Below are 17,519 nucleotides of genomic sequence, written 5' to 3' on the forward strand. Positions count from 1 at the left end.
AAGACTGGGGCGGTGCAGACCTTCCTCCCCTACCCCGACTTCGCCCGCTCCGCGCGCGTCCTCGACCGCAAGCGGCTCGGCAAGCAGCGAGTGGAGACCCTGCAGGTGCTCCGCGCGGCCACCGTGCCCGGCTACGGGTGGTACCGCCACCCGGCCACGGCGATGTGGTCCGGGCACGTGCCCGCCCTGGTCGCCTACGGCCGCGCGATGGTCGACGAGTGGACCGCCCGCGGCGGGGCCGACAGCACGGGGTGGCAGATCCGCGAGTTCGCCCCCGAGACCTGGGACCGCTGGCCCGACGACGACGCGGCGCGGCCGCCCTGGCTGGGCGACGAGGCGTTCCACCGCTCGCACCGGTCGAACCTGCTGCGCAAGGACGAGGAGCTCTACCGCGAGGTCTTCCCCGACGACCCCGCCGGACTCGACTACGTGTGGCCCGTGCCCGCGGAGGGCCGCACGCCCCCCGCCGAACCGCCGCACGGCCGGCGGGCGTGGGTCCTGGCTCCGGGCGCGCACGAGGCGGCGGGCGGCGCCGTCGTCGTGCCGTTCCGCGTCCCGGACGGCGTGCGGGAGAGCCACTGGATGCAGGCGGTGGCCCGCGTCGAGCAGGAACTGCGGGAGGGCGAGCCCGTGCTGCTGCTGCACGGGGCGGCCGGCCCGGAGCAGGTCGTGGAGCGGACCGTGCTGCGCGAGAGCGTGCACCACGCCGTCGCGGGGTTCTCCCTCGAGCTCGAGCGCGGGGACCGGGTCCGGCGCCGCGAGCTGCCCACGCCCGCCCGGCTGCAGTCGCCCCGTCCCGTCTTCGCGGTCCCCGCCGAGGCCGTCGGCGCGGAGCCGGGCGGCCCGCCGGTTTAATCCGGCGTCACGCCCGTCCCGGGCGCCAAACCATGGGTAGCATGTCACCCACCGGCGCCCGGCGCGCCCGACACCAGGAGGCGCGCATGCGAGGGTCCCACGTCCCCACCACGGGCACGGTCGCGATCACCGACTGGCCCGATCCGCAGGCCCGGGAACCCGGTCAGCTGGTGGTGCGCATGCTGCACGCCTCGATCTGCGGATCGGACCTGCACGCGGCCTTCCACGGACTGCTCCACGCGGAGGGCCCCCGCCGCCCCGGCTACCCCGGCCACGAGGGGGTCGGCGTGGTGGTCGAGTCCCGGTCGGAGCGCGTCCCGGTGGGCACGCTGGTGCTGACCGTCCCCCAGGGCGAGATGGGCGGGTGCTTCGCGGAGCTCCAGCTGCTGGACGACCTGCACGTCGTCGAGCTGCCCGCCGGCACGGACCCGGACGACTCCCTGCAGCTGCGGCGGCTCATGATGGCCCAGCAGTACGGCACCTGCCTCTATGCCATGCGCCAGTTCTGGCCCGTGGAGACGCCCGCCCGCCGGCCGCACACGTGCGTGGTGATGGGCGCGGGATCCGCCGGGCTGTTCTTCGTGGAGGAGGCCCGGCGACTGGGCTTCGCGCACGTCGTCGCCTCCGACCTGGACGCAGGCAGGCTCGACGTCGCCCGCAGACTGGGCGCCGTTCCCGTGCGGGTGCCGGAGCAGGACCTCGCCGCGGTCGTGGCCGACGTCACCGGGGGCCGCGGCGCCGACCTCGTGATCGAGGCCGTGGGGCACGACGTGCTGCGCGACCAGGCCGTCGAGCTCGCGGCCGACCGGGGGATCGTCGGCTTCTTCGGCCTGCCGGAGCGGCACGGGCCCACCGAGGTCCCGCTGTGGACGGCGTTCCGCAAGAACCTGCGGCTGCAGTGCTCCGTGGCGGCGCAGGCCGAGCCCGGGCTGACGTCCTTCCGGGAGGCCCTGCGCCGGATCTGCGAGGGCGAGATCGACGTGGAGCACTGTCTCGGGCCCGAGTTCCCCCTCGAGCGGATCGCGGAGGCCATGCAACGGGCCGAGGAGCACCGGCCCGGGGACATCAAGCTGACGATCACCCCGTGACCACCTCGTCGCGCCCCGTCGCCGGATCCCCGGCCGACGGCCGCCCCGGGGCCCCGGCCCCCGCGCTGCCGTCCGTCACCGCCACGACCGGGAGCTCGCTCGCCGTGCAGGTGATGACCGCGGTGCGCCGGGCGATCACGGCGGGCGAGATGGAGCCCGGGCGGCTGTACTCGGTCCAGCAGCTGGCCTCCGCCATGGACGTCTCCCGCAGCCCGGTGCGGGAGGGCCTGCTGCGACTGGGCGAGGCCGGGCTGATCCGGTTCCACCGCAACCGCGGCTTCGAGATCGTGGAGGTCAGCCCCACCGACGTCGCCGAGGTCTTCGCGGTGCGCACCGCCCTGGAGGTGCCGGCCGCCCGCCGGGCCGCCCGTCTCGCGGAGCCCGAGGAGCTTCACCGGGTCCGGGCCCAGTGGGAGGCGCTGCACGAGGCGTCCCGGACCGGGGACCTCGAGGCGACCGCCGAGGCCGACGAGGGGCTGCACCGGCTGCTGCTGCTCCTCGCCGGCAACGCCCAGGCCGTCCAGCTCGTGGAGCGGCTGCGCACCACCACGTCCTTCCTGGGCGTCGTGGCCGCCACGTCGCGACGGCCCGTCGGAGAGCTCGCGCGCGAGCACGACGCGCTGGTCGAGTTCGTGCTCGCCCGGGACGAGGAGTCGGCGGCACGCGCCATGCGGGAGCATCTCGCCGAGACCGCGCAGCGGCTCGTCGCCGAGGCCCTGCGCGCCCAGCGCACGCCCGAGGAGCGCGTCGCGGAGCTCACCGCGCAGATCTGGGGTGCCGCCGCCGCCGGGTACTGAGCAGTGCTCAGCCTGCGGGGGTCCCGTCCTCCAGCGGCAGACGCACCTCGAAGCGGCAGTGGCCCCGCGGGTCCTCGCCCGCGCTGATCGTTCCCCCGTGGGCACCGACGATCTCCCGGCTGATGGCCAGGCCCAGCCCGGATCCCCCCGTGTCCCGGGCCCGGGAGTCGTCGAGCCGCACGAACCGCTCGAAGACCCGTTCCCGGTCCTCGGGCGCGATGGTGTCGCCGTCGTTGACCACGGTCACGACCGCCTCCTCCCCCTCCGAGCGCAGGGAGACGGCGATCCAGGTGTCCGCGTGCCGCTCCGCGTTGGAGAGCAGGTTGCGGACCACCTGCTGCAGCCGGCTGGCGTCCCCGCGGACCCGCACGGGGTCCACGTGCACGCGCACCTCGTGCCGCGAGGCGGGACGCATCCGGGTGATCTCCTCCCGGACCACCTCGTCCAGGTCGGTGTCCGCGGTGCGCAGCCGCAGCCCGGCGTCGTCGACCTTGGCGAGGGTCAGGAGGTCCTCCACGAGCCGGCCCATCCGGCGGGACTGCGACCGGAGGACGGGGGCGACCTCGGGCCACGCCGCCCCGGACGGGTCGGAGGCGGCCACCTCGATCGTAGTGATGAGGGTGGCCAGGGGGCTGCGGAGCTCGTGGGAGGCGTCCGCGACGAACCTCCGCTGCGCGCGGTCGGACGCCTGCAGCCGGTCCAGCATCCCGTTCATGGTCTCGGCGAGCACCGCGATCTCGTCCCGGGTGGGGGGCACGTCGACCCGTTCCCCCAGACGGGCCGTGCCGATGCGCCGGACCTGTCCGGTGATGCGGCGCACCGGGGCCAGGGAGCGGCCGACGAGGAGCCACATGAGCGCGGCCCCGAGCAGCGCGAGCACCGGACCCCCGACCAGCAGGAAGAGGGACACCGTCTGGAGGGTGCCCTGCTGCAGCACCATGGGCACGGCCACGGTGAGCGTCAGGGGCACCCCGTTGATGTACATACCGTGGGCGACATACACGAAGTCGTCGGTCCTGGGAGTGCGCCCGTCCCCGGCCGCGGCGGAGTCGAAGGACCGTCCCGGCTCCAGGACCGGCACGGACAGGTCCGTGTCCAGCGCGCTGGCGGGGGACGCGGCCACCACCTGTCCCTCCGCGTCCTGGAGCTGCACGATGACCCCCGGGCGGCCGAGCCGCAGCATCAGCTCGCCGAGCCCGGCCTGCGTGAACACGGCCGTCTCCCCCGCCGCCCCTCCGGCGCTGCGCGGCCCCCACGGCAGTCCCAGGTCCTGGAGGATCTCCGTCTGACGGGTCACGGCCTGGTCGTGGGCCGCTCCCACGGCCGCGCGGCTCAGGACCTCGAGGAGCACGGCTCCGGCCACGGCCACCACCAGGAGGATGAGCAGCCCCGCGGCGGCCGTGCTGCGCTCCCGCACCCCCCACCGGTCCAGGAGTCCCCTTCCGGAGGAGGTCACGACGCCGGGGTCCCGGGGGCGTCCGGGACCAGCCGGTAGCCCATGCCACGGACCGTCTGCAGGGTCGAGAGGCCGAACGGGGCGTCGATCTTCCTCCGGAGGTAGCCCACATAGACCTCCACGATGTTCTCGGATCCCTCGAAGCCGGCGTCCCAGGCGTTGTCCATGATCTCGAGCTTCGAGACGACCTTCTCCTCGTTCTGCATCAGGTACTGGAGGATGACGTACTCCTTGGCCGTCAGCTCGAGCGCCTGCCCGCGGCGGGTCACCGTCCGGCGCACGGGGTCGAGCCGGAGTGATCCGACCGTGAGCACCACGGGCCGCTCGGGCGCCCCCCGGCGGATGAGGGCGCGCAGCCGGGCCACGAGCACCAGGAAGCTGAAGGGCTTGGTGAGGTAGTCGTCGGCGCCGAGGTCGAAGGCGTCCGTCTGGTCGTATTCGCCGTCCTTGGCGGTGAGCATCAGGACGGGGACCCAGTTCTCGGCGGCGCGCAGGTCCTCGAGCACCGCGTAGCCGTTCCTGCCGGGCAGCATCAGGTCCAGGACCACGACGTCGTAGGGGTTCTCACGGGCCAGCCACCCCCCGGTGATGCCGTCGTGGGCGACGTCGACGACGAAGCCCTCGTTCGTGAGACCACGGCGCAGCGACTCCGCGAGGTCCACCTCGTCCTCCACCAGCAGCACGCGCACGCGTCCTCCTCCTCTCGTCCGTGGGCGCGGTGGGATCCGCCCCCGTCCAGTCTTCCGCACGCCGCCTGAGGATCCGTTGAGGGCTGCCTCCCGAACGGCGCGGTCGCCCCCTTCTCCCCAGCCGGTGCACAACGTTGTCCACAGGTGTGGAGAACAGTGTGCACAGCTCGCTCTCCACAGCGTTATTAACAGCTGTGGAAGCCGCCCTGGCACTGTCCACACCCTTGCTCACAGGTGTGGAATTCCACCGGTGTAACTTGTGGGCGGGTGGGGACAACCCCTGTGGAGAAAGCGGTCCTCCCCCGGTCCGCAGGTGCTCACGGGCGGAGGCGGAACGGTGTCACCGGCGGCCCGCACCGCGGCGCCGGCGTGTGGCAGCCGTGTAGCCGACGGCGACGAGGGCTCCCGTGACGAGTCCGCCGAGGTGCGCCTGCCAGGCGATGCCGGGGAAGAGGAACCCGAAGACGACGTTCACGCCGATCAGGACCGCGATGGGCGTGATGGACTGCCCCAGGTGGCGCTGCAGCACGAACAGGGCGCCGAAGAGGCCGAAGACGCCCCCGGAGGCGCCGACCACGAGGCTGAGCGGGTGCGACAGCAGCAGCACGCCCACGGAGCCGCCCAGGACGGAGAGCAGGAACAGCAGCAGGAATCGGCCGCGGCCCAGCGCCGGCTCGAGCATCCGCCCGAACAGGTAGAGCATGTACATGTTCAGGAGCAGGTGCAGCGGACTGGACATCGAGTGCAGGAACCCGCTCGTGAGCATCCGCCACGGCTCGGAGGTCGTGGTCACGGGAGCGTAGGCGAACAGCTGCAGCAGGCTCACACCCACCGCCTGCACGAGCCACTGCAGCGCGTAGACCACGGCGTTGGCGCCGATGAGCCCCCAGGTGACGAGCATCGGCGAGCCCTGGGCCGCCCGTCCGCCGAGGCTGGTGCGGACGGCGGGGTGCGAGCGCGCCGCCTCCTGCACGCAGTCGACGCAGTGGACGCCCACCGCGGCGGGGCGCTGGCACTCCGGGCACGTCGGCCGGCCGCACCGCTGGCACATCACGTACGCCGGCCGGTCGGGGTGGCGCGGGCACACCGGGACGTCTCCTCCGGTGGACGCGCCGTACTGCGGTCGCTCGCCGCTCACTGGAACTCCTCCTGGGCCGGTCTGGAGGCCCGGATCGCTGGACAGGTGTGGACAGGTGTGGACAGGACCGGACGGGAACGGCGCAGGCCCGCCCGGATCGCTCCGGACGGGCCTGCGCCGCTGGTCCCCGTCCCGGCGGTGCGGGACGGGGAGACTGCTCGGATCTAGAGCTGCTCGATGTCGATCGAGGTGACCACGCAGTCCTCGACCGGGCGGTCCATGCCGCCGGTGCGGACGCTGTTCAGCTCGTCCACGACCTTCCGGGACGCGTCGTCGGCCACCTCGCCGAAGATCGTGTGCTTGCCCTGCAGCCAGGTGGTGGGGGCGGTGGTGATGAAGAACTGGGACCCGTTGGTGCCCTTGCCGTTGCGCTTGCCGGCGTTGGCCATCGCCAGGATGTACGGCTTGCTGAAGTCGAGCTCGGGGTGGATCTCGTCGTCGAACTCGTAGCCCGGTCCGCCGATGCCCTGGCCCAGGGGGTCCCCGCCCTGGATCATGAAGTCCCGGATGATGCGGTGGAAGACCACGTCCTTGTAGAGGGGACCGGTCTGCTTCTCGCCGGTGCGGGGGTCGCTCCACTCCTGGGTGCCGTCCGAGAGGCCGACGAAGTTCTTGACGGTCTTCGGGGCGTGGTTGCCGAACAGGTTCACGACGATGTCGCCGTGGTTCGTGTGGATGGTCGCCTTGGCGGTGGGGATGGCAGAAGTCATGGGGTCATTCTTGCACGGCTCCCGGAGGGCCTCCCCGGTGGGGCCGCGAGGTTCAGCGCACAGTGAAAAGGCCCGGGATTGCGCGGCGCACCCTCCTGCCGTGACGGCTCTGCCCGTATGCTGACAGTGGATTGTCACGACCCGAGGAGGGATGGATTCATGAGCTTCAAGAAGTCCAAGAGCGAGAAGAAGGCCGTCACGGCGCAGAAGGCCGCGGAGGGCAGGGTCCTGGACGCCGGCAAGTGGGCGTCCAAGGAGATCGGTGACCTCGCGCCCCGGCTCCAGCACAGCGTCGAGGCGGGCGCCGCGGCCCTCGCGGGCGGCGTCGCGACCGCCGGCCCCAAGGTCCAGGAGGGGCTGGACCGCGCGCACGAGCTCTCCGGCTCCGCGAAGCTGAAGGCGGCCGCGGTGACCGCCCCGGTCGCGGCGAAGGCCGCCAAGACCGCCGCCCCGGTGGCCGCGAAGGCCGCCGACCGGGCCACCGAGAGCCGCGCCGCGATGCAGGCCAAGTACGCCGGTGCCGCCGCCCTGCTCGCGGGCAAGTTCGCCGACGCGGACACCCCCGAGCAGCTCGAGGCCATCATCGCGAAGCTGACCGGTGACAAGAAGGCCGTGGCCAACGCGAAGAAGGCCGCCGCGAAGGTCGCCAAGGACTACGCCAGGCAGCAGCAGAAGGCCGAGAAGTCCCACAAGGGCCTGCTGCTGCTGGGCCTGCTCGCAGCCGGTGGTGCGGCCGGCGTGGCCGCCTGGAAGGCGTCGCGCCCCGTCGAGGACCCCTGGAAGACCCCCGCGGCCACGTCCCCGCGCGTGACCGCGTCCCCGGTGGCCCCCGAGTCCACCGTGGCCGCCGGCACCGGCGTGCAGGTCGACGACGTCAAGGAGGCCACCACCCCGGCCGGCCAGTCCGGTGGTGTCTCTGAGGCCGCCTCCGAGGTCAAGGACAACGCCAAGACCGTCGGCGAGGACGCCAAGACCACGATCCACGAGGTCAAGGAGCAGATCCAGGGCAAGAAGGACGAGAACGAGGCCTGATCCCCGTCCGTCCGGGCAGAGGCCCCCGCTCCCGTCCGGGGAGCGGGGGCCTCTGCCGTGGCGCGGGCGCCCACGGGTGCGCCGCGTGGTGAGCAGCCGGATCGGGGTCAGTGCCAGGACGGGCATGAACAGGACGTCCAGCACGCCGTGGAGCAGGATGAGGAACACCGGCCGGCCCAGCATGAACAGGAGCATCGGCGGGGACGCGGTCAGTCTGCCACGAGCTGCTGGCCCGCAGGCGGTGCCCCCGGGTGCGGACCCGGCCGGGGACGGGAAGATCCCGATCGAGCCTCTGCTCGATCGGGATCCGTAGTGGTGGAGGCGAGGGGACTCGAACCCCTAACCCTCTGCTTGCAAAGCAGATGCGCTACCAATTGCGCCACGCCCCCGCGGTGTCCGGGCTACTCCACCTCGTCGGTGGCGTCCGCCCAGGCGTTCCTGTCGGCGTCGGCCTCCCGCAGCTTGGTGAGCACCGCGACCGATGCCCCGACCAGGGCGAGAGCCGCAGCCATCTTCCTGTTCACGCCTGCCTCCTGACCTGCGGAAAAGGGAACCGTGGGCGTACCAGGAATTGAACCTGGGACCTCTTCGTTATCAGCGAAGCGCTCTAACCGTCTGAGCTATACGCCCTCTCCGGCCCTTGCGGACCGAGAAGAAACGATACCGGAGTTGCCCACCCGTGCCAAATCGCTCCGGCCGGGCCGGACTCCGGTGGTCGCGCCGGATCAGTCGTCCGTGAGGGTGAGCCCGATCCCGCCCACGAGGGCCGCCGCGATGTTGTACAGCAGGGCGGCGAGCACCGACAGGGCGGTCAGCAGGATGACGTTGACCACGGAGACGATGGTCGCGAAGATCGCGATCTGTCCCAGGGACAGGAAGTCCTTGATGTTCAGGGCCCCGCCCGCGCCGCCCAGCATCCCGAGCAGCTCGTTGATCCCGTCGAACAGGCCCGTGAGGTCCAGGACGATCCACAGCACGACCGCGGCGACCACGGTGATGATCCCCAGCGCGACCGACAGCAGGAACGAGAGCTTGAGCACCGACCAGGTGTCCACCTTCGAGACCACGAGCCGGGCGCGGCGCACCCGCGGACGCGGGGCCGGGCGGACCAGGCCCTTCGTCGAGCTCGCGGGCCGGGAGCTCTTCGCCGGGCCGGAGCCGGACTTCGCGGTGGCCGACTTCGCGGGAGCGGGACCGGACTTCGCCGGCTTCGGCGCGGTCCGGGCGCTCGTCGAGGGCCTCACCGTCCCGGACGGCGCCCCGGTCCCTGCGCGGGGTGCGGACGCCAGGGGGGAGCGTCCGGACTTGCCGGCGGTGTTGGAGCCGGAACTCGAGCTCATGCGTTACCTCCGTTGTTGTTCGGGTCCAACGCTACTTCATCGTCCGTCGTGTCCCCGGAACCGGGGACCGGATCGAGCTCGTCGATCTCTCCGGCGTCCAGGACGTCGGCCGTCTCCATCCGCTCGTCGAGCTGGACGTCGACCTCGGCCACGGCCTCGGCGTCGACCTCCTCGGCGATCTCCCGGTCGGCGTTGCGGGCCACCCCGGTGATCGCGTCGCCCTGCGCGGGCTTCGCGAAGATCACGCCCATCGTGTCGCGGCCCTTGGCCGGGACCTCGGAGGCGCCGGTGCGCACGACCTTGCCGGACTCCATGACCACGAGGACCTCGTCCTCCTCGCCCACGATGATCCCGCCCACCAGCCGGCCGCGCTGCTCCGCGAGCTTCGCCACCTTGATGCCGATGCCGCCGCGGCCCTGCACCCGGTACTCCTCCACCTTGGTGCGTTTGGCGTAGCCGCCCTCGGTGACCACGAAGACGTAGGCGTCGTCGGTGACCACGTTGGCGGAGAGCAGCTCGTCGCCGTCGCGGAACTTCATCCCGGTGACGCCGGAGGTCGCCCGCCCCATGGGTCGCAGCACCTCGTCGCTCGCGGTGAAGCGCAGGGACATGCCGTTGCGGGAGACCAGGAGCAGGTCGTCCTGCGCGGACGCCAGCTGGGCGGAGACGAGCTCGTCGTCGTCGCGCAGGTTGATCGCGATCACCCCGGCCGTGCGGTTGGTGTCGTAGTCCATCAGCCGGGACTTCTTGATCAGGCCGTTGCGGGTGGCGAGCACCAGATAGGGGGCGTCGCTGTACGAGCGCAGCTCCATGACCTGCGCGATCCGCTCCCCCGGCTGGAAGGCCATCAGGTTGGCCACGTGCTGGCCCTTGGAGTCCCGGCCCGCCTCGAGCAGCTCGTACGCCTTGGTGCGGTAGACCCGGCCCAGGTTCGTGAAGAACAGGATCCAGTTGTGGGTGGTGGTGACGAAGAAGTGCTCGACGACGTCGTCCGCGCGCAGCTGCGCGCCCTTGACGCCCTTCCCGCCGCGCCGCTGGGAGCGGTACTGGTCGGAGCGCGTGCGCTTGACATATCCGCCGCGGGTGATGGTCACGACCATCTCCTCCTCGGGGATCAGGTCCTCCATCGACATGTCGCCGTCGTAGCCGTACATGATCTCGGACCGGCGGTCGTCGCCGTAGCGGCCCACGATCTCGTCGAGCTCGGAGGAGATGATGCCGCGCTGGCGCTCCTCCGAGGCGATGATCTCGGTGTACTCGGCGATGAGCCGCTCGAGCTCCGCGTGCCGGTCCTGGATCTTCTGCCGCTCGAGGGCCGCGAGCCGGCGCAGCTGCATGTTGAGGATGGCCTGCGCCTGGTCCTCGTCGATCTGCAGCAGCTCCATGAGCCCGCTGCGGGCGTCGTCAGCCGTCGGGGAGCGGCGGATGAGCGCGATGACCTCGTCGAGGGCGTCGAGCGCCTTGAGCAGGCCCCGCAGGATGTGGGCCTCCGCCTCGGCCTGCCGCAGGCGGTACTCGGTGCGGCGGACGATGACGTCCATCTGGTGGGTGACCCAGTGCCGGATGAACGCGTCGAGGCTCAGCGTGCGGGGCACCCCGTCCACGAGCGCGAGCATGTTGGCGGAGAAGTTGTCCTGCAGCTGCGTGTGCTTGTAGAGGTTGTTGAGCACCACCTTGGCCACGGCGTCGCGCTTGAGCACGATCACCAGCCGCTGCCCGGTGCGCCCCGAGGTCTCGTCCCGGATGTCGGCGATGCCGGTGATGCGGCCGTCCTTGACGAGGTCCGCGATCTTCATCGCGAGGTTGTCCGGGTTCGCCTGGTAGGGCAGCTCGGTGACCACCAGGCAGGTGCGGTTGTGGATCTCCTCGACGCTGACCACGGCGCGCATGGCGATCGAGCCGCGACCGGTGCGGTAGGCGTCCTCGATGCCCTTGTGCCCGAGGATCTGCGCGCCGGTCGGGAAGTCCGGGCCCTTGATCCGCTGCAGGAGCTCCTCGAGCAGCGTCTCGTTCGGGACGTCCGGGTGCTGGAGGTACCACTGCACGCCGTCCGCGACCTCGCGCAGGTTGTGCGGCGGGATGTTGGTGGCCATGCCCACGGCGATGCCGGAGGAGCCGTTGACGAGCAGGTTGGGGAACCGGGACGGCAGCACCGACGGCTCCTGGTTCTTGCCGTCGTAGTTGTCCTGGAAGTCGACGGTCTCCTCGTGGATGTCCCGAACCATCTCCATCGCGATGGGCGCCATCTTGGTCTCGGTGTACCGGGGGGCCGCCGCGCCGTCGTTGCCCGGGGAGCCGAAGTTGCCCTGGCCCAGGGCCAGCGGATAGCGCATCACCCAGCCCTGGATCAGGCGCACGAGGGCGTCGTAGATCGCGGAGTCGCCGTGCGGGTGGTACTGGCCCATGACCTCGCCGACCACGCGGGCGCACTTGTTGAAGGAGCGGTCCGGGCGGTAGCCGCCGTCGTACATCGCGTAGAGAACGCGCCGGTGCACCGGCTTGAGCCCGTCCCGGACGTCCGGCAGGGCGCGGCCCACGATGACGGCCATCGCGTAGTCGAGGTAGGACCGCTGCATCTCGGTCTGCAGGTCCACCTGCTCCACGCGGTCGGTCAGCACGGGGGTGTGCTCGAGGTCGCCGGCGAGGACGGCGTCCTCCGGGGTCTGTCCGTCCTGGGTCTCGTCACTCATGCGGTCTTTCCGTTCTGTCTGCTGGTCCTCGGTGTCCTGCGCAGGTCCCACCCTCGGCCATTGCATGCCGGGGAGGACATATGTCGCGGATCAGATGTCGAGGAACCGGATGTCCTTGGCGTTCTGCTGGATGAACTCGCGGCGGGACTCGACGTCCTCGCCCATGAGCACGGAGAAGATCTGGTCGGCGGCGGCCGCGTCCTCCATGGTCACCTGCAGCAGGGTGCGGTGGTCGGGATCCATCGTGGTGTCCCAGAGCTCGGTGTAGTCCATCTCGCCGAGGCCCTTGTAGCGCTGGATGCCGTTGTCCTTGGGGATGCGCTGGTTGTTCGCGAGCCCGCGCGCCAGCGCCTCGTCCCGCTCGGCGTCCGTGTAGACGTAGTCGTGCGGGGCGTTGGACCACTTGATCCGGTACAGCGGCGGCTGGGCCAGGTAGACGAAGCCGTGCTCGATGAGCGGGCGCATGAACCGGAACAGCAGCGTCAGCAGCAGCGTGGTGATGTGCTGGCCGTCCACGTCTGCGTCAGCCATCAGCACGATCTTGTGGTACCGGGCCTTCTCGATGTCGAAGTCGTCGCCGATGCCCGCGCCGAACGCGGTGATCATCGACTGGACCTCGGTGTTGGACAGCGCCCGGTCCAGCCGCGCGCGCTCCACGTTGAGGATCTTCCCGCGCAGCGGCAGGATCGCCTGGTGCGCGGGGTCGCGGCCCTGCACCGCCGAGCCGCCCGCGGAGTCGCCCTCCACGATGTAGATCTCGGACAGGGACGGGTCCTTGGACGAGCAGTCCTTGAGCTTGCCCGGCATCCCGCCCGACTCGAGCAGGCCCTTGCGCCGGGTGGTCTCGCGCGCCTTGCGGGCCGCGAGCCGGGCCTGCGAGGCGTTGATGGCCTTGCGGATGATCTCCCGCGCGGCGGCCGGGTTGCGCTCGAGCCAGTCGCCGAACCGGTTGTTCACCTCGCGCTGGACGAAGGTCTTCGCCTCGGAGTTGCCGAGCTTGGTCTTCGTCTGGCCCTCGAACTGGGGCTCGGCGAGCTTGATCGAGATGACGGCCGTGAGGCCCTCCCGGACGTCGTCGCCGGTGAGGTTCTCGTCCTTGTCCCGGAGCAGCTTGTTCTCCCGGGCGTAGCGGTTCACGAGGGAGGTCATCGCCGAGCGGAAGCCCTCCTCGTGGGTGCCGCCCTCGTGGGTGTTGATCGTGTTCGCGTACGTGTGCACCGACTCGGTGTAGGCCGTGGTCCACTGCATGGCGAGCTCGAGGGACATCTTCCGCTCCGTGTCCTCGGACTCGAGCGCGATGACGTCGTCGTGGACGAGGTCGGCCTTCTTGGACGTGTTCAGGAACGTCACGTAGTCCAGCAGGCCGTGGTCGTACTTGTAGACGACCCGGCGGTGGCCGGCGCCGTCCTCGTCCTCGTGGTTGAGCCGGGCGACGTCGGTGCCGCCGTCGCGGCCCTCGACCGGCTCGGCGGCCGCGTGGACGGCGGTGCGGTCCGAGGCGGAGCCGGCGATCTCCTCCCCGGACTCCTCCGGGGCCCGCTCGTCCGTCAGGGTGATCCGCAGGCCCTTGTTGAGGAAGGCCATCTGCTGGAAGCGGGCCCGCAGCGTCTCGAAGTCGAAGTCGACGGTCTCGAAGATCCCGGGGTCCGGGTAGAAGACCTGGGTAGTGCCGGTCTCCGAGGTCTCCTCGCCCCGGACCAGCTCGCCCTGCGGCATGCCGCCGTCGGCGAAGACCATCCGCCAGACGTGGCCCTGGCGCCGCACCTCGGTCTCGACGCGCCGGGACAGCGCGTTGACCACGGAGATGCCCACGCCGTGCAGCCCGCCGGAGACGGCGTAGCCGCCGCCGCCGAACTTGCCGCCCGCGTGCAGGATCGTCATGACGACCTCGACGGTGGGCCGGCCCTCGGTCGGGTGGATGTCCACGGGGATCCCGCGGCCGTTGTCCACGACCTTGACGCCGCCGTCGGCCTGGAGGGTGATCTCGATGTGGTCGCAGTAGCCCGCCAGGGCCTCGTCGACCGAGTTGTCGACCACCTCGTACACGAGGTGGTGCAGCCCCCGCGGGCCGGTCGAGCCGATGTACATGCCGGGTCGCTTCCGGACGGCCTCGAGACCTTCCAGGACGGTGATGTCACCGGCACCGTACTCGCGCTTCTGCGGATCCTCTGTTGCCACGGGTTCCTGGCTCCTCCTGTTGGGCACACCGGTCCCGCTCCGGACGGCACAAGAGAACGCCGATGAGACGTTCGGCGGCTCATCGGCTCGTGCAGGGTCGGAACGGGTCGACGTCTCCGGGTGCCCGCGCCGCGGGCGGGGTTCCGCGATCGGCCGTAGGGGCCCGGTCCGTCGATTGCTGTCTGGAACCGATTCTATCGGAAAACCGAGGCCCCGGGGTGCCCCCAGGCCCCTCTGAGCGGCCTGGAAAGGGCCTCAGGACCACTTTTCCTCCGCTCCGCCACCCCCGGGACGCCCCCGGGGGGCCGCAGCGCGCCACGAGGCCGCTCAGCGGTCGGGGCCGCCGGCCTCACCCGTACGTGTCGCGGGGCCCGCGGCCCTGCACGGAGCGGCGGCCGCGCTTCCAGCTCGGGGCCGTGGGACCGAGGATCTCGATCCGGGTGACGATGCCCTCCCCCAGGTGCTCGTCGAACATGCGCAGCAGCTGCGGGACCATGAGCCGCAGGTTGGCGGCGTAGGCGGTCGAGTCGCACCGGACCCGCACCACGGTCTCGTCGAAGCTCTCCGGCCGGCAGTGCCCGGCGATGCCCGGCCCCACGAGGTCGTCCCAGCGGGCGAGCACCGAGCCCACGGCGACCGGCGCCTTCCAGCCGCGCCCGGACACGAGCCCGTCCAGCACCGAGCCGACGCCCCGGGGGTCGCGGGCGGAGCGCCCGGCCCCGGAGTACCCGCCGAGCGCCCGCGGGTCCACGTCGTTGCCCCGACGGCCGAGGCGCTCGGCCGCCGACGCGGTGGCCGACTCCATCGCGGCGCCGAAGCCCTTGAGGTTGCGCCGCGCGGCCGCGCCGTAGAGCCGCCCGTCCCCGCGCGCCTCCGCCGCGTGGCGCATCCGGGTGAGCAGCGCGGCCGGCGCGTCGATCTCGTCCTCGATCCGCACGACGTTCGTCTCGGGGACAGGAGGTGCCGGGGGCTCCCCGGCGGGGGGAGTGTCGTCCTCGTGCTGCGGCCCGGTCACGACGACGCCTCCTCCGGCCCGGTGCCGGTGGGCACGGGCTCGTCGTCCCGGACGGCCGTGCCGGGACCCACCCGCACCACGTCGTGCGGACCGGCGACGAGCTCGGCCGGCAGGTCCTCCTCGACGGCGGCGGTCACGAGCACCTGCTCCGCGGAGGCCACGATCGCGGCGAGCCGGCTGCGGCGGCGGGCGTCGAGCTCCGCGAACACGTCGTCCAGGACGAGGATCGGCGCCGCGCCCTCCGTGGGGTCGTCCGCGAGGTGCACGTACCAGGAGCCGAGCCGGAGCGCGAGGGCGTAGGACCAGGTCTCCCCGTGCGAGGCGTAGCCCCGCGCCGGAGCCGCACCGAGCAGCAGCTCGAGCTCGTCGCGGTGCGGGCCCACGAGGGTCAGCCCCCGCTCGAGCTCCCGCTGCTCAGAGGCCTCGCACGCGTCGAGGATCAGCTGGTGCAGGTCCGTGCGCGTGAACCCGCGCAGCCGTTCGGCGTCCCCGGCCGCGCTCTCGGGCAGCACCGAGGACACGTAGCGCAGGGTCGTCTCCTTGCTCCCGTCCGTGAGCTGGCCGTAGGCGGTCGCGACCTGGGGCGCCAGGGCGTCGATGAGCTGCAGCCGCGCGTGCAGGATGCCGGCCCCGGCGCGGGCGAACTGGTCGTTCCACGCCGCCAGCGTCGACCGGTGGGTGTCCGAGAACCGGCCGCTCCGGCGGGCCGACTTCAGCAGCGCGTTGCGCTGCCTGAGCACCTTCTCGTAGTCGGCCAGGGTGCCCGCGAGGACCGGGCGCATCGACTTCGCGAGGTCGTCGAGGAAGCGCCGGCGGTGGGAGGGGTCACCCTTCACCAGGGCCAGGTCCTCCGGCGAGAACAGGACGGTCCGCACGATGCCGAGCGCGTCCCGGGCCCGCACCGGGAAGGCCCGGTTGATGCGCACCCGGTTGGCGCGACCGTCGTTGAGCTCGAGCTCCAGGACCGTCTGCTGCCCGCCCCGCCGCACGCGGACGCGGACGATCGCGCGCTCGGCACCGAAGCGGATCAGCGGACCGTCCGAGGACACCCGGTGCGAGGAGAGGCCCGCCGTGTAGTCCAGGGCCTCGACGATGTTCGTCTTGCCCACGCCGTTCGGTCCCAGGAACACGGTGATCCCGGGAGCGAGACGTATGTCCAGATGGGCATACGTCCGGTAGTCGAGCAGGGAGAGGTGGTCGACGAACACGCGGGGATCAGCAGCTTCCGGTTCCGGGCCGGCCGGTCACTGGCTGGGGAGCCGCACCGGCATCAGCAGGTACTTGTAGTCGTCCTTGTCCTCGCCCTCGGGCTCGGCCTGGGCGGAGAGCACGGCCGGCTTGGGCGGGGCGGTGAAGGAGAACCGGACGTAGTCGGAGGCGAAGGCGTGCAGGCCCTCGGACAGGTACGTCGGGTTGAAGGCGACGGTGATGTCGTCGCCCGTGAGGTGCGCGTCGAGGACCTCCGAGGCCTGGGCGTCCTCGCCGGTCCCGGCGTCCAGGGCCACCTGCCCCTGGGTGAAGGCCAGGCGCACGGGGGTGTTGCGCTCGGCCACGAGCGAGACGCGCCGGACGGCCTCGACGAGGTCGGTGGTCCGCACCGCCGCGGTGATCGGGGTGTGCTCGGGGAACAGCGACCGGATCTTGGGGTACTCGCCGTCGATGAGCAGGCTCGTGGTGCGCCGACCGCCGGACTCGAAGCCCACGAGCTCCGCGGAGTCGGAGAGCGCGATGTTGATGTCCCCGGCCGGGCCGAGGGTCTTGGCGATGTCGTTGAGGGTGCGGGCCTTGATGAGCGCGGCCGTGGAGATGTCCTGGGTGCTGGGCCGCCAGGTGAGCTCGCGCATCGCGAGCCGGTAGCGGTCGGTGGCGAGCAGCGTCATCTTCTCGCCCTCGATCTCCACGCGGACGCCGGTGAGAATCGGCAGCGTGTCGTCCTTGCTCGCGGCGATGTTGACCTGCGCCACGGCGTGGGCGAACTCGTCGCCGGCCACCACGCCGGAGACGTCCGGCAGCGCTGGCAGCTCGGGGTAGTCGGCGACCGGCATGGCCGCGAGGTTGAACCGGGAGGACCGGCAGGTCAGGGTCACCTTGCCCTCGTCGGCGTGCACCTCGACCGGGGCGGACGGCAGGGACCGGCAGATGTCCGCGAGCAGACGGCCCGAGACGAGGGTGGTGCCCTCCTCCTGGACGTCGGCGCTGATCGACAGCCGCGCCGAGATCTCGTAGTCGAAGCTCGCGATGGACAGCTGACCGCCCTCCGCACGGATGAGCAGACCGGACAGCACGGGGACCGGGGGCCGAGGAGAGAGGGACCGAGCGGTCCAGGTGACGGCCTCGGCGAGAACATCGCGTTCGACGGAGAACTTCACGAGAGGTTGCTGCCTTTCAGTCTGAGCAAGGAGGGCGGAGCCACGGTCCTGACAGGTTCCGGTGCCCGCTGCTCCGCGAGGTGCAGCGGTGCGGACGTGGTCTTCGCCCTCTGCATCGTATCGGTCCGTTTCACGGGACGGCCATTCGGCCGCCCCGTGGCG

The 17,519-nt window shown here is 71.8% G+C and carries 15 protein-coding genes and 2 tRNA genes; 4 read left to right on the plus strand and 13 right to left on the minus strand.

Annotated elements, in window-relative coordinates:
• Window positions 1-12 precede the first annotated feature (12 nt).
• The 3 genes from ACFYE3_RS08080 to ACFYE3_RS08090 all read left to right on the plus strand — a co-directional run bounded on the left by ACFYE3_RS08080 (window position 13) and on the right by ACFYE3_RS08090 (window position 2,740).
• Window positions 13-855: an MSMEG_6728 family protein gene (locus ACFYE3_RS08080; RefSeq protein ID WP_387607820.1), complete on the plus strand. Its 843-nt coding sequence runs from the start codon at window positions 13-15 to the stop codon at window positions 853-855.
• A gap of 86 nt (window positions 856-941) precedes the next feature.
• Window positions 942-1,943, plus strand: a complete 1,002-nt coding sequence (locus ACFYE3_RS08085; RefSeq protein ID WP_387607821.1) for a zinc-binding dehydrogenase — start codon at window positions 942-944, stop codon at window positions 1,941-1,943.
• On the plus strand, window positions 1,940-2,740 hold the full coding sequence (locus tag ACFYE3_RS08090) for a GntR family transcriptional regulator (RefSeq protein ID WP_387607823.1): 801 nt from the start codon (window positions 1,940-1,942) through the stop codon (window positions 2,738-2,740). Before ACFYE3_RS08085 ends, ACFYE3_RS08090 begins: the two co-directional genes overlap by 4 nt.
• A 7-nt stretch (window positions 2,741-2,747) precedes the next feature.
• On the opposite strand, the gene ACFYE3_RS08095 is transcribed toward ACFYE3_RS08090, so the two are convergent.
• From ACFYE3_RS08095 to ACFYE3_RS08110, 4 genes are all read right to left on the minus strand, one after another.
• Window positions 2,748-4,196, minus strand: a complete 1,449-nt coding sequence (locus tag ACFYE3_RS08095; RefSeq protein WP_387607825.1) for a sensor histidine kinase — start codon at window positions 4,194-4,196, stop codon at window positions 2,748-2,750.
• Window positions 4,193-4,885 (minus strand): response regulator transcription factor, encoded by a 693-nt coding sequence (locus tag ACFYE3_RS08100; protein WP_387607827.1) that lies wholly within the window; start codon window positions 4,883-4,885, stop codon window positions 4,193-4,195. Before ACFYE3_RS08100 ends, ACFYE3_RS08095 begins: the two co-directional genes overlap by 4 nt.
• Window positions 4,886-5,225: 340 nt before the next feature.
• Window positions 5,226-6,023, minus strand: coding sequence for a rhomboid family intramembrane serine protease (locus ACFYE3_RS08105; protein ID WP_387607829.1), 798 nt, complete (start codon window positions 6,021-6,023; stop codon window positions 5,226-5,228).
• A gap of 164 nt (window positions 6,024-6,187) precedes the next feature.
• Window positions 6,188-6,733: a peptidylprolyl isomerase gene (locus ACFYE3_RS08110; RefSeq protein ID WP_387607831.1), complete on the minus strand. Its 546-nt coding sequence runs from the start codon at window positions 6,731-6,733 to the stop codon at window positions 6,188-6,190.
• A gap of 159 nt (window positions 6,734-6,892) precedes the next feature.
• On the opposite strand from ACFYE3_RS08110, the gene ACFYE3_RS08115 reads away from it, so the two are divergent.
• Window positions 6,893-7,765: a hypothetical protein gene (locus ACFYE3_RS08115; protein WP_387607833.1), complete on the plus strand. Its 873-nt coding sequence runs from the start codon at window positions 6,893-6,895 to the stop codon at window positions 7,763-7,765.
• 313 nt (window positions 7,766-8,078) lie between these two features.
• Here the strand turns inward: ACFYE3_RS08115 and ACFYE3_RS08120 are convergent.
• The 9 genes from ACFYE3_RS08120 to dnaN form a co-directional block, all read right to left on the minus strand.
• Window positions 8,079-8,154 (minus strand) — tRNA-Ala (locus ACFYE3_RS08120).
• Between the two features lie 12 nt (window positions 8,155-8,166).
• On the minus strand, window positions 8,167-8,289 hold the full coding sequence (locus ACFYE3_RS08125; RefSeq protein ID WP_255219369.1) for a hypothetical protein: 123 nt from the start codon (window positions 8,287-8,289) through the stop codon (window positions 8,167-8,169).
• A gap of 32 nt (window positions 8,290-8,321) precedes the next feature.
• A tRNA-Ile gene (locus ACFYE3_RS08130) sits at window positions 8,322-8,395 on the minus strand.
• A gap of 95 nt (window positions 8,396-8,490) precedes the next feature.
• Entirely contained in the window at window positions 8,491-9,105 is a 615-nt protein-coding gene (locus ACFYE3_RS08135; protein ID WP_387607835.1) for a DUF3566 domain-containing protein, read from the minus strand.
• Complete coding sequence (gyrA, locus tag ACFYE3_RS08140) at window positions 9,102-11,795, minus strand: DNA gyrase subunit A (protein WP_387607837.1); 2,694 nt, start codon at window positions 11,793-11,795, stop codon at window positions 9,102-9,104. Before gyrA ends, ACFYE3_RS08135 begins: the two co-directional genes overlap by 4 nt.
• Before the next feature lie 90 nt (window positions 11,796-11,885).
• Window positions 11,886-13,973, minus strand: coding sequence for a DNA topoisomerase (ATP-hydrolyzing) subunit B (gyrB, locus tag ACFYE3_RS08145; RefSeq protein ID WP_387607839.1), 2,088 nt, complete (start codon window positions 13,971-13,973; stop codon window positions 11,886-11,888).
• Window positions 13,974-14,322: 349 nt separating this feature from the next.
• The gene (locus ACFYE3_RS08150) at window positions 14,323-14,988 is read right to left on the minus strand and encodes a DUF721 domain-containing protein (protein WP_387607841.1); all 666 of its coding nucleotides are present in this window, start codon (window positions 14,986-14,988) and stop codon (window positions 14,323-14,325) included.
• Entirely contained in the window at window positions 14,985-16,196 is a 1,212-nt protein-coding gene (gene recF, locus ACFYE3_RS08155; RefSeq protein ID WP_387607843.1) for a DNA replication/repair protein RecF, read from the minus strand. The genes ACFYE3_RS08150 and recF overlap by 4 nt, the downstream gene beginning before the upstream one ends.
• 36 nt (window positions 16,197-16,232) lie before the next feature.
• Window positions 16,233-17,357 (minus strand): DNA polymerase III subunit beta, encoded by a 1,125-nt coding sequence (dnaN, locus tag ACFYE3_RS08160; RefSeq protein ID WP_387607844.1) that lies wholly within the window; start codon window positions 17,355-17,357, stop codon window positions 16,233-16,235.
• Window positions 17,358-17,519 lie beyond the last annotated feature (162 nt).

This window comes from Kocuria arenosa (assembly GCF_042879215.1).
Lineage (GTDB): Bacteria > Actinomycetota > Actinomycetes > Actinomycetales > Micrococcaceae > Kocuria > Kocuria arenosa.

Excerpts from the sequence above, each read along its gene's own strand:
- ACFYE3_RS08135 (WP_387607835.1), bottom strand. The coding sequence starts at position 9,105 with ATGAGCTCGAGTTCCGGCTCCAACACCGCCGGCAAGTCCGGACGCTCC.
- ACFYE3_RS08115 (WP_387607833.1), top strand. The coding sequence starts at position 6,893 with ATGAGCTTCAAGAAGTCCAAGAGCGAGAAGAAGGCCGTCACGGCGCAG.
- ACFYE3_RS08085 (WP_387607821.1), top strand. The coding sequence starts at position 942 with ATGCGAGGGTCCCACGTCCCCACCACGGGCACGGTCGCGATCACCGAC.
- ACFYE3_RS08110 (WP_387607831.1), bottom strand. The coding sequence starts at position 6,733 with ATGACTTCTGCCATCCCCACCGCCAAGGCGACCATCCACACGAACCAC.
- gyrA (WP_387607837.1), bottom strand. The coding sequence starts at position 11,795 with ATGAGTGACGAGACCCAGGACGGACAGACCCCGGAGGACGCCGTCCTC.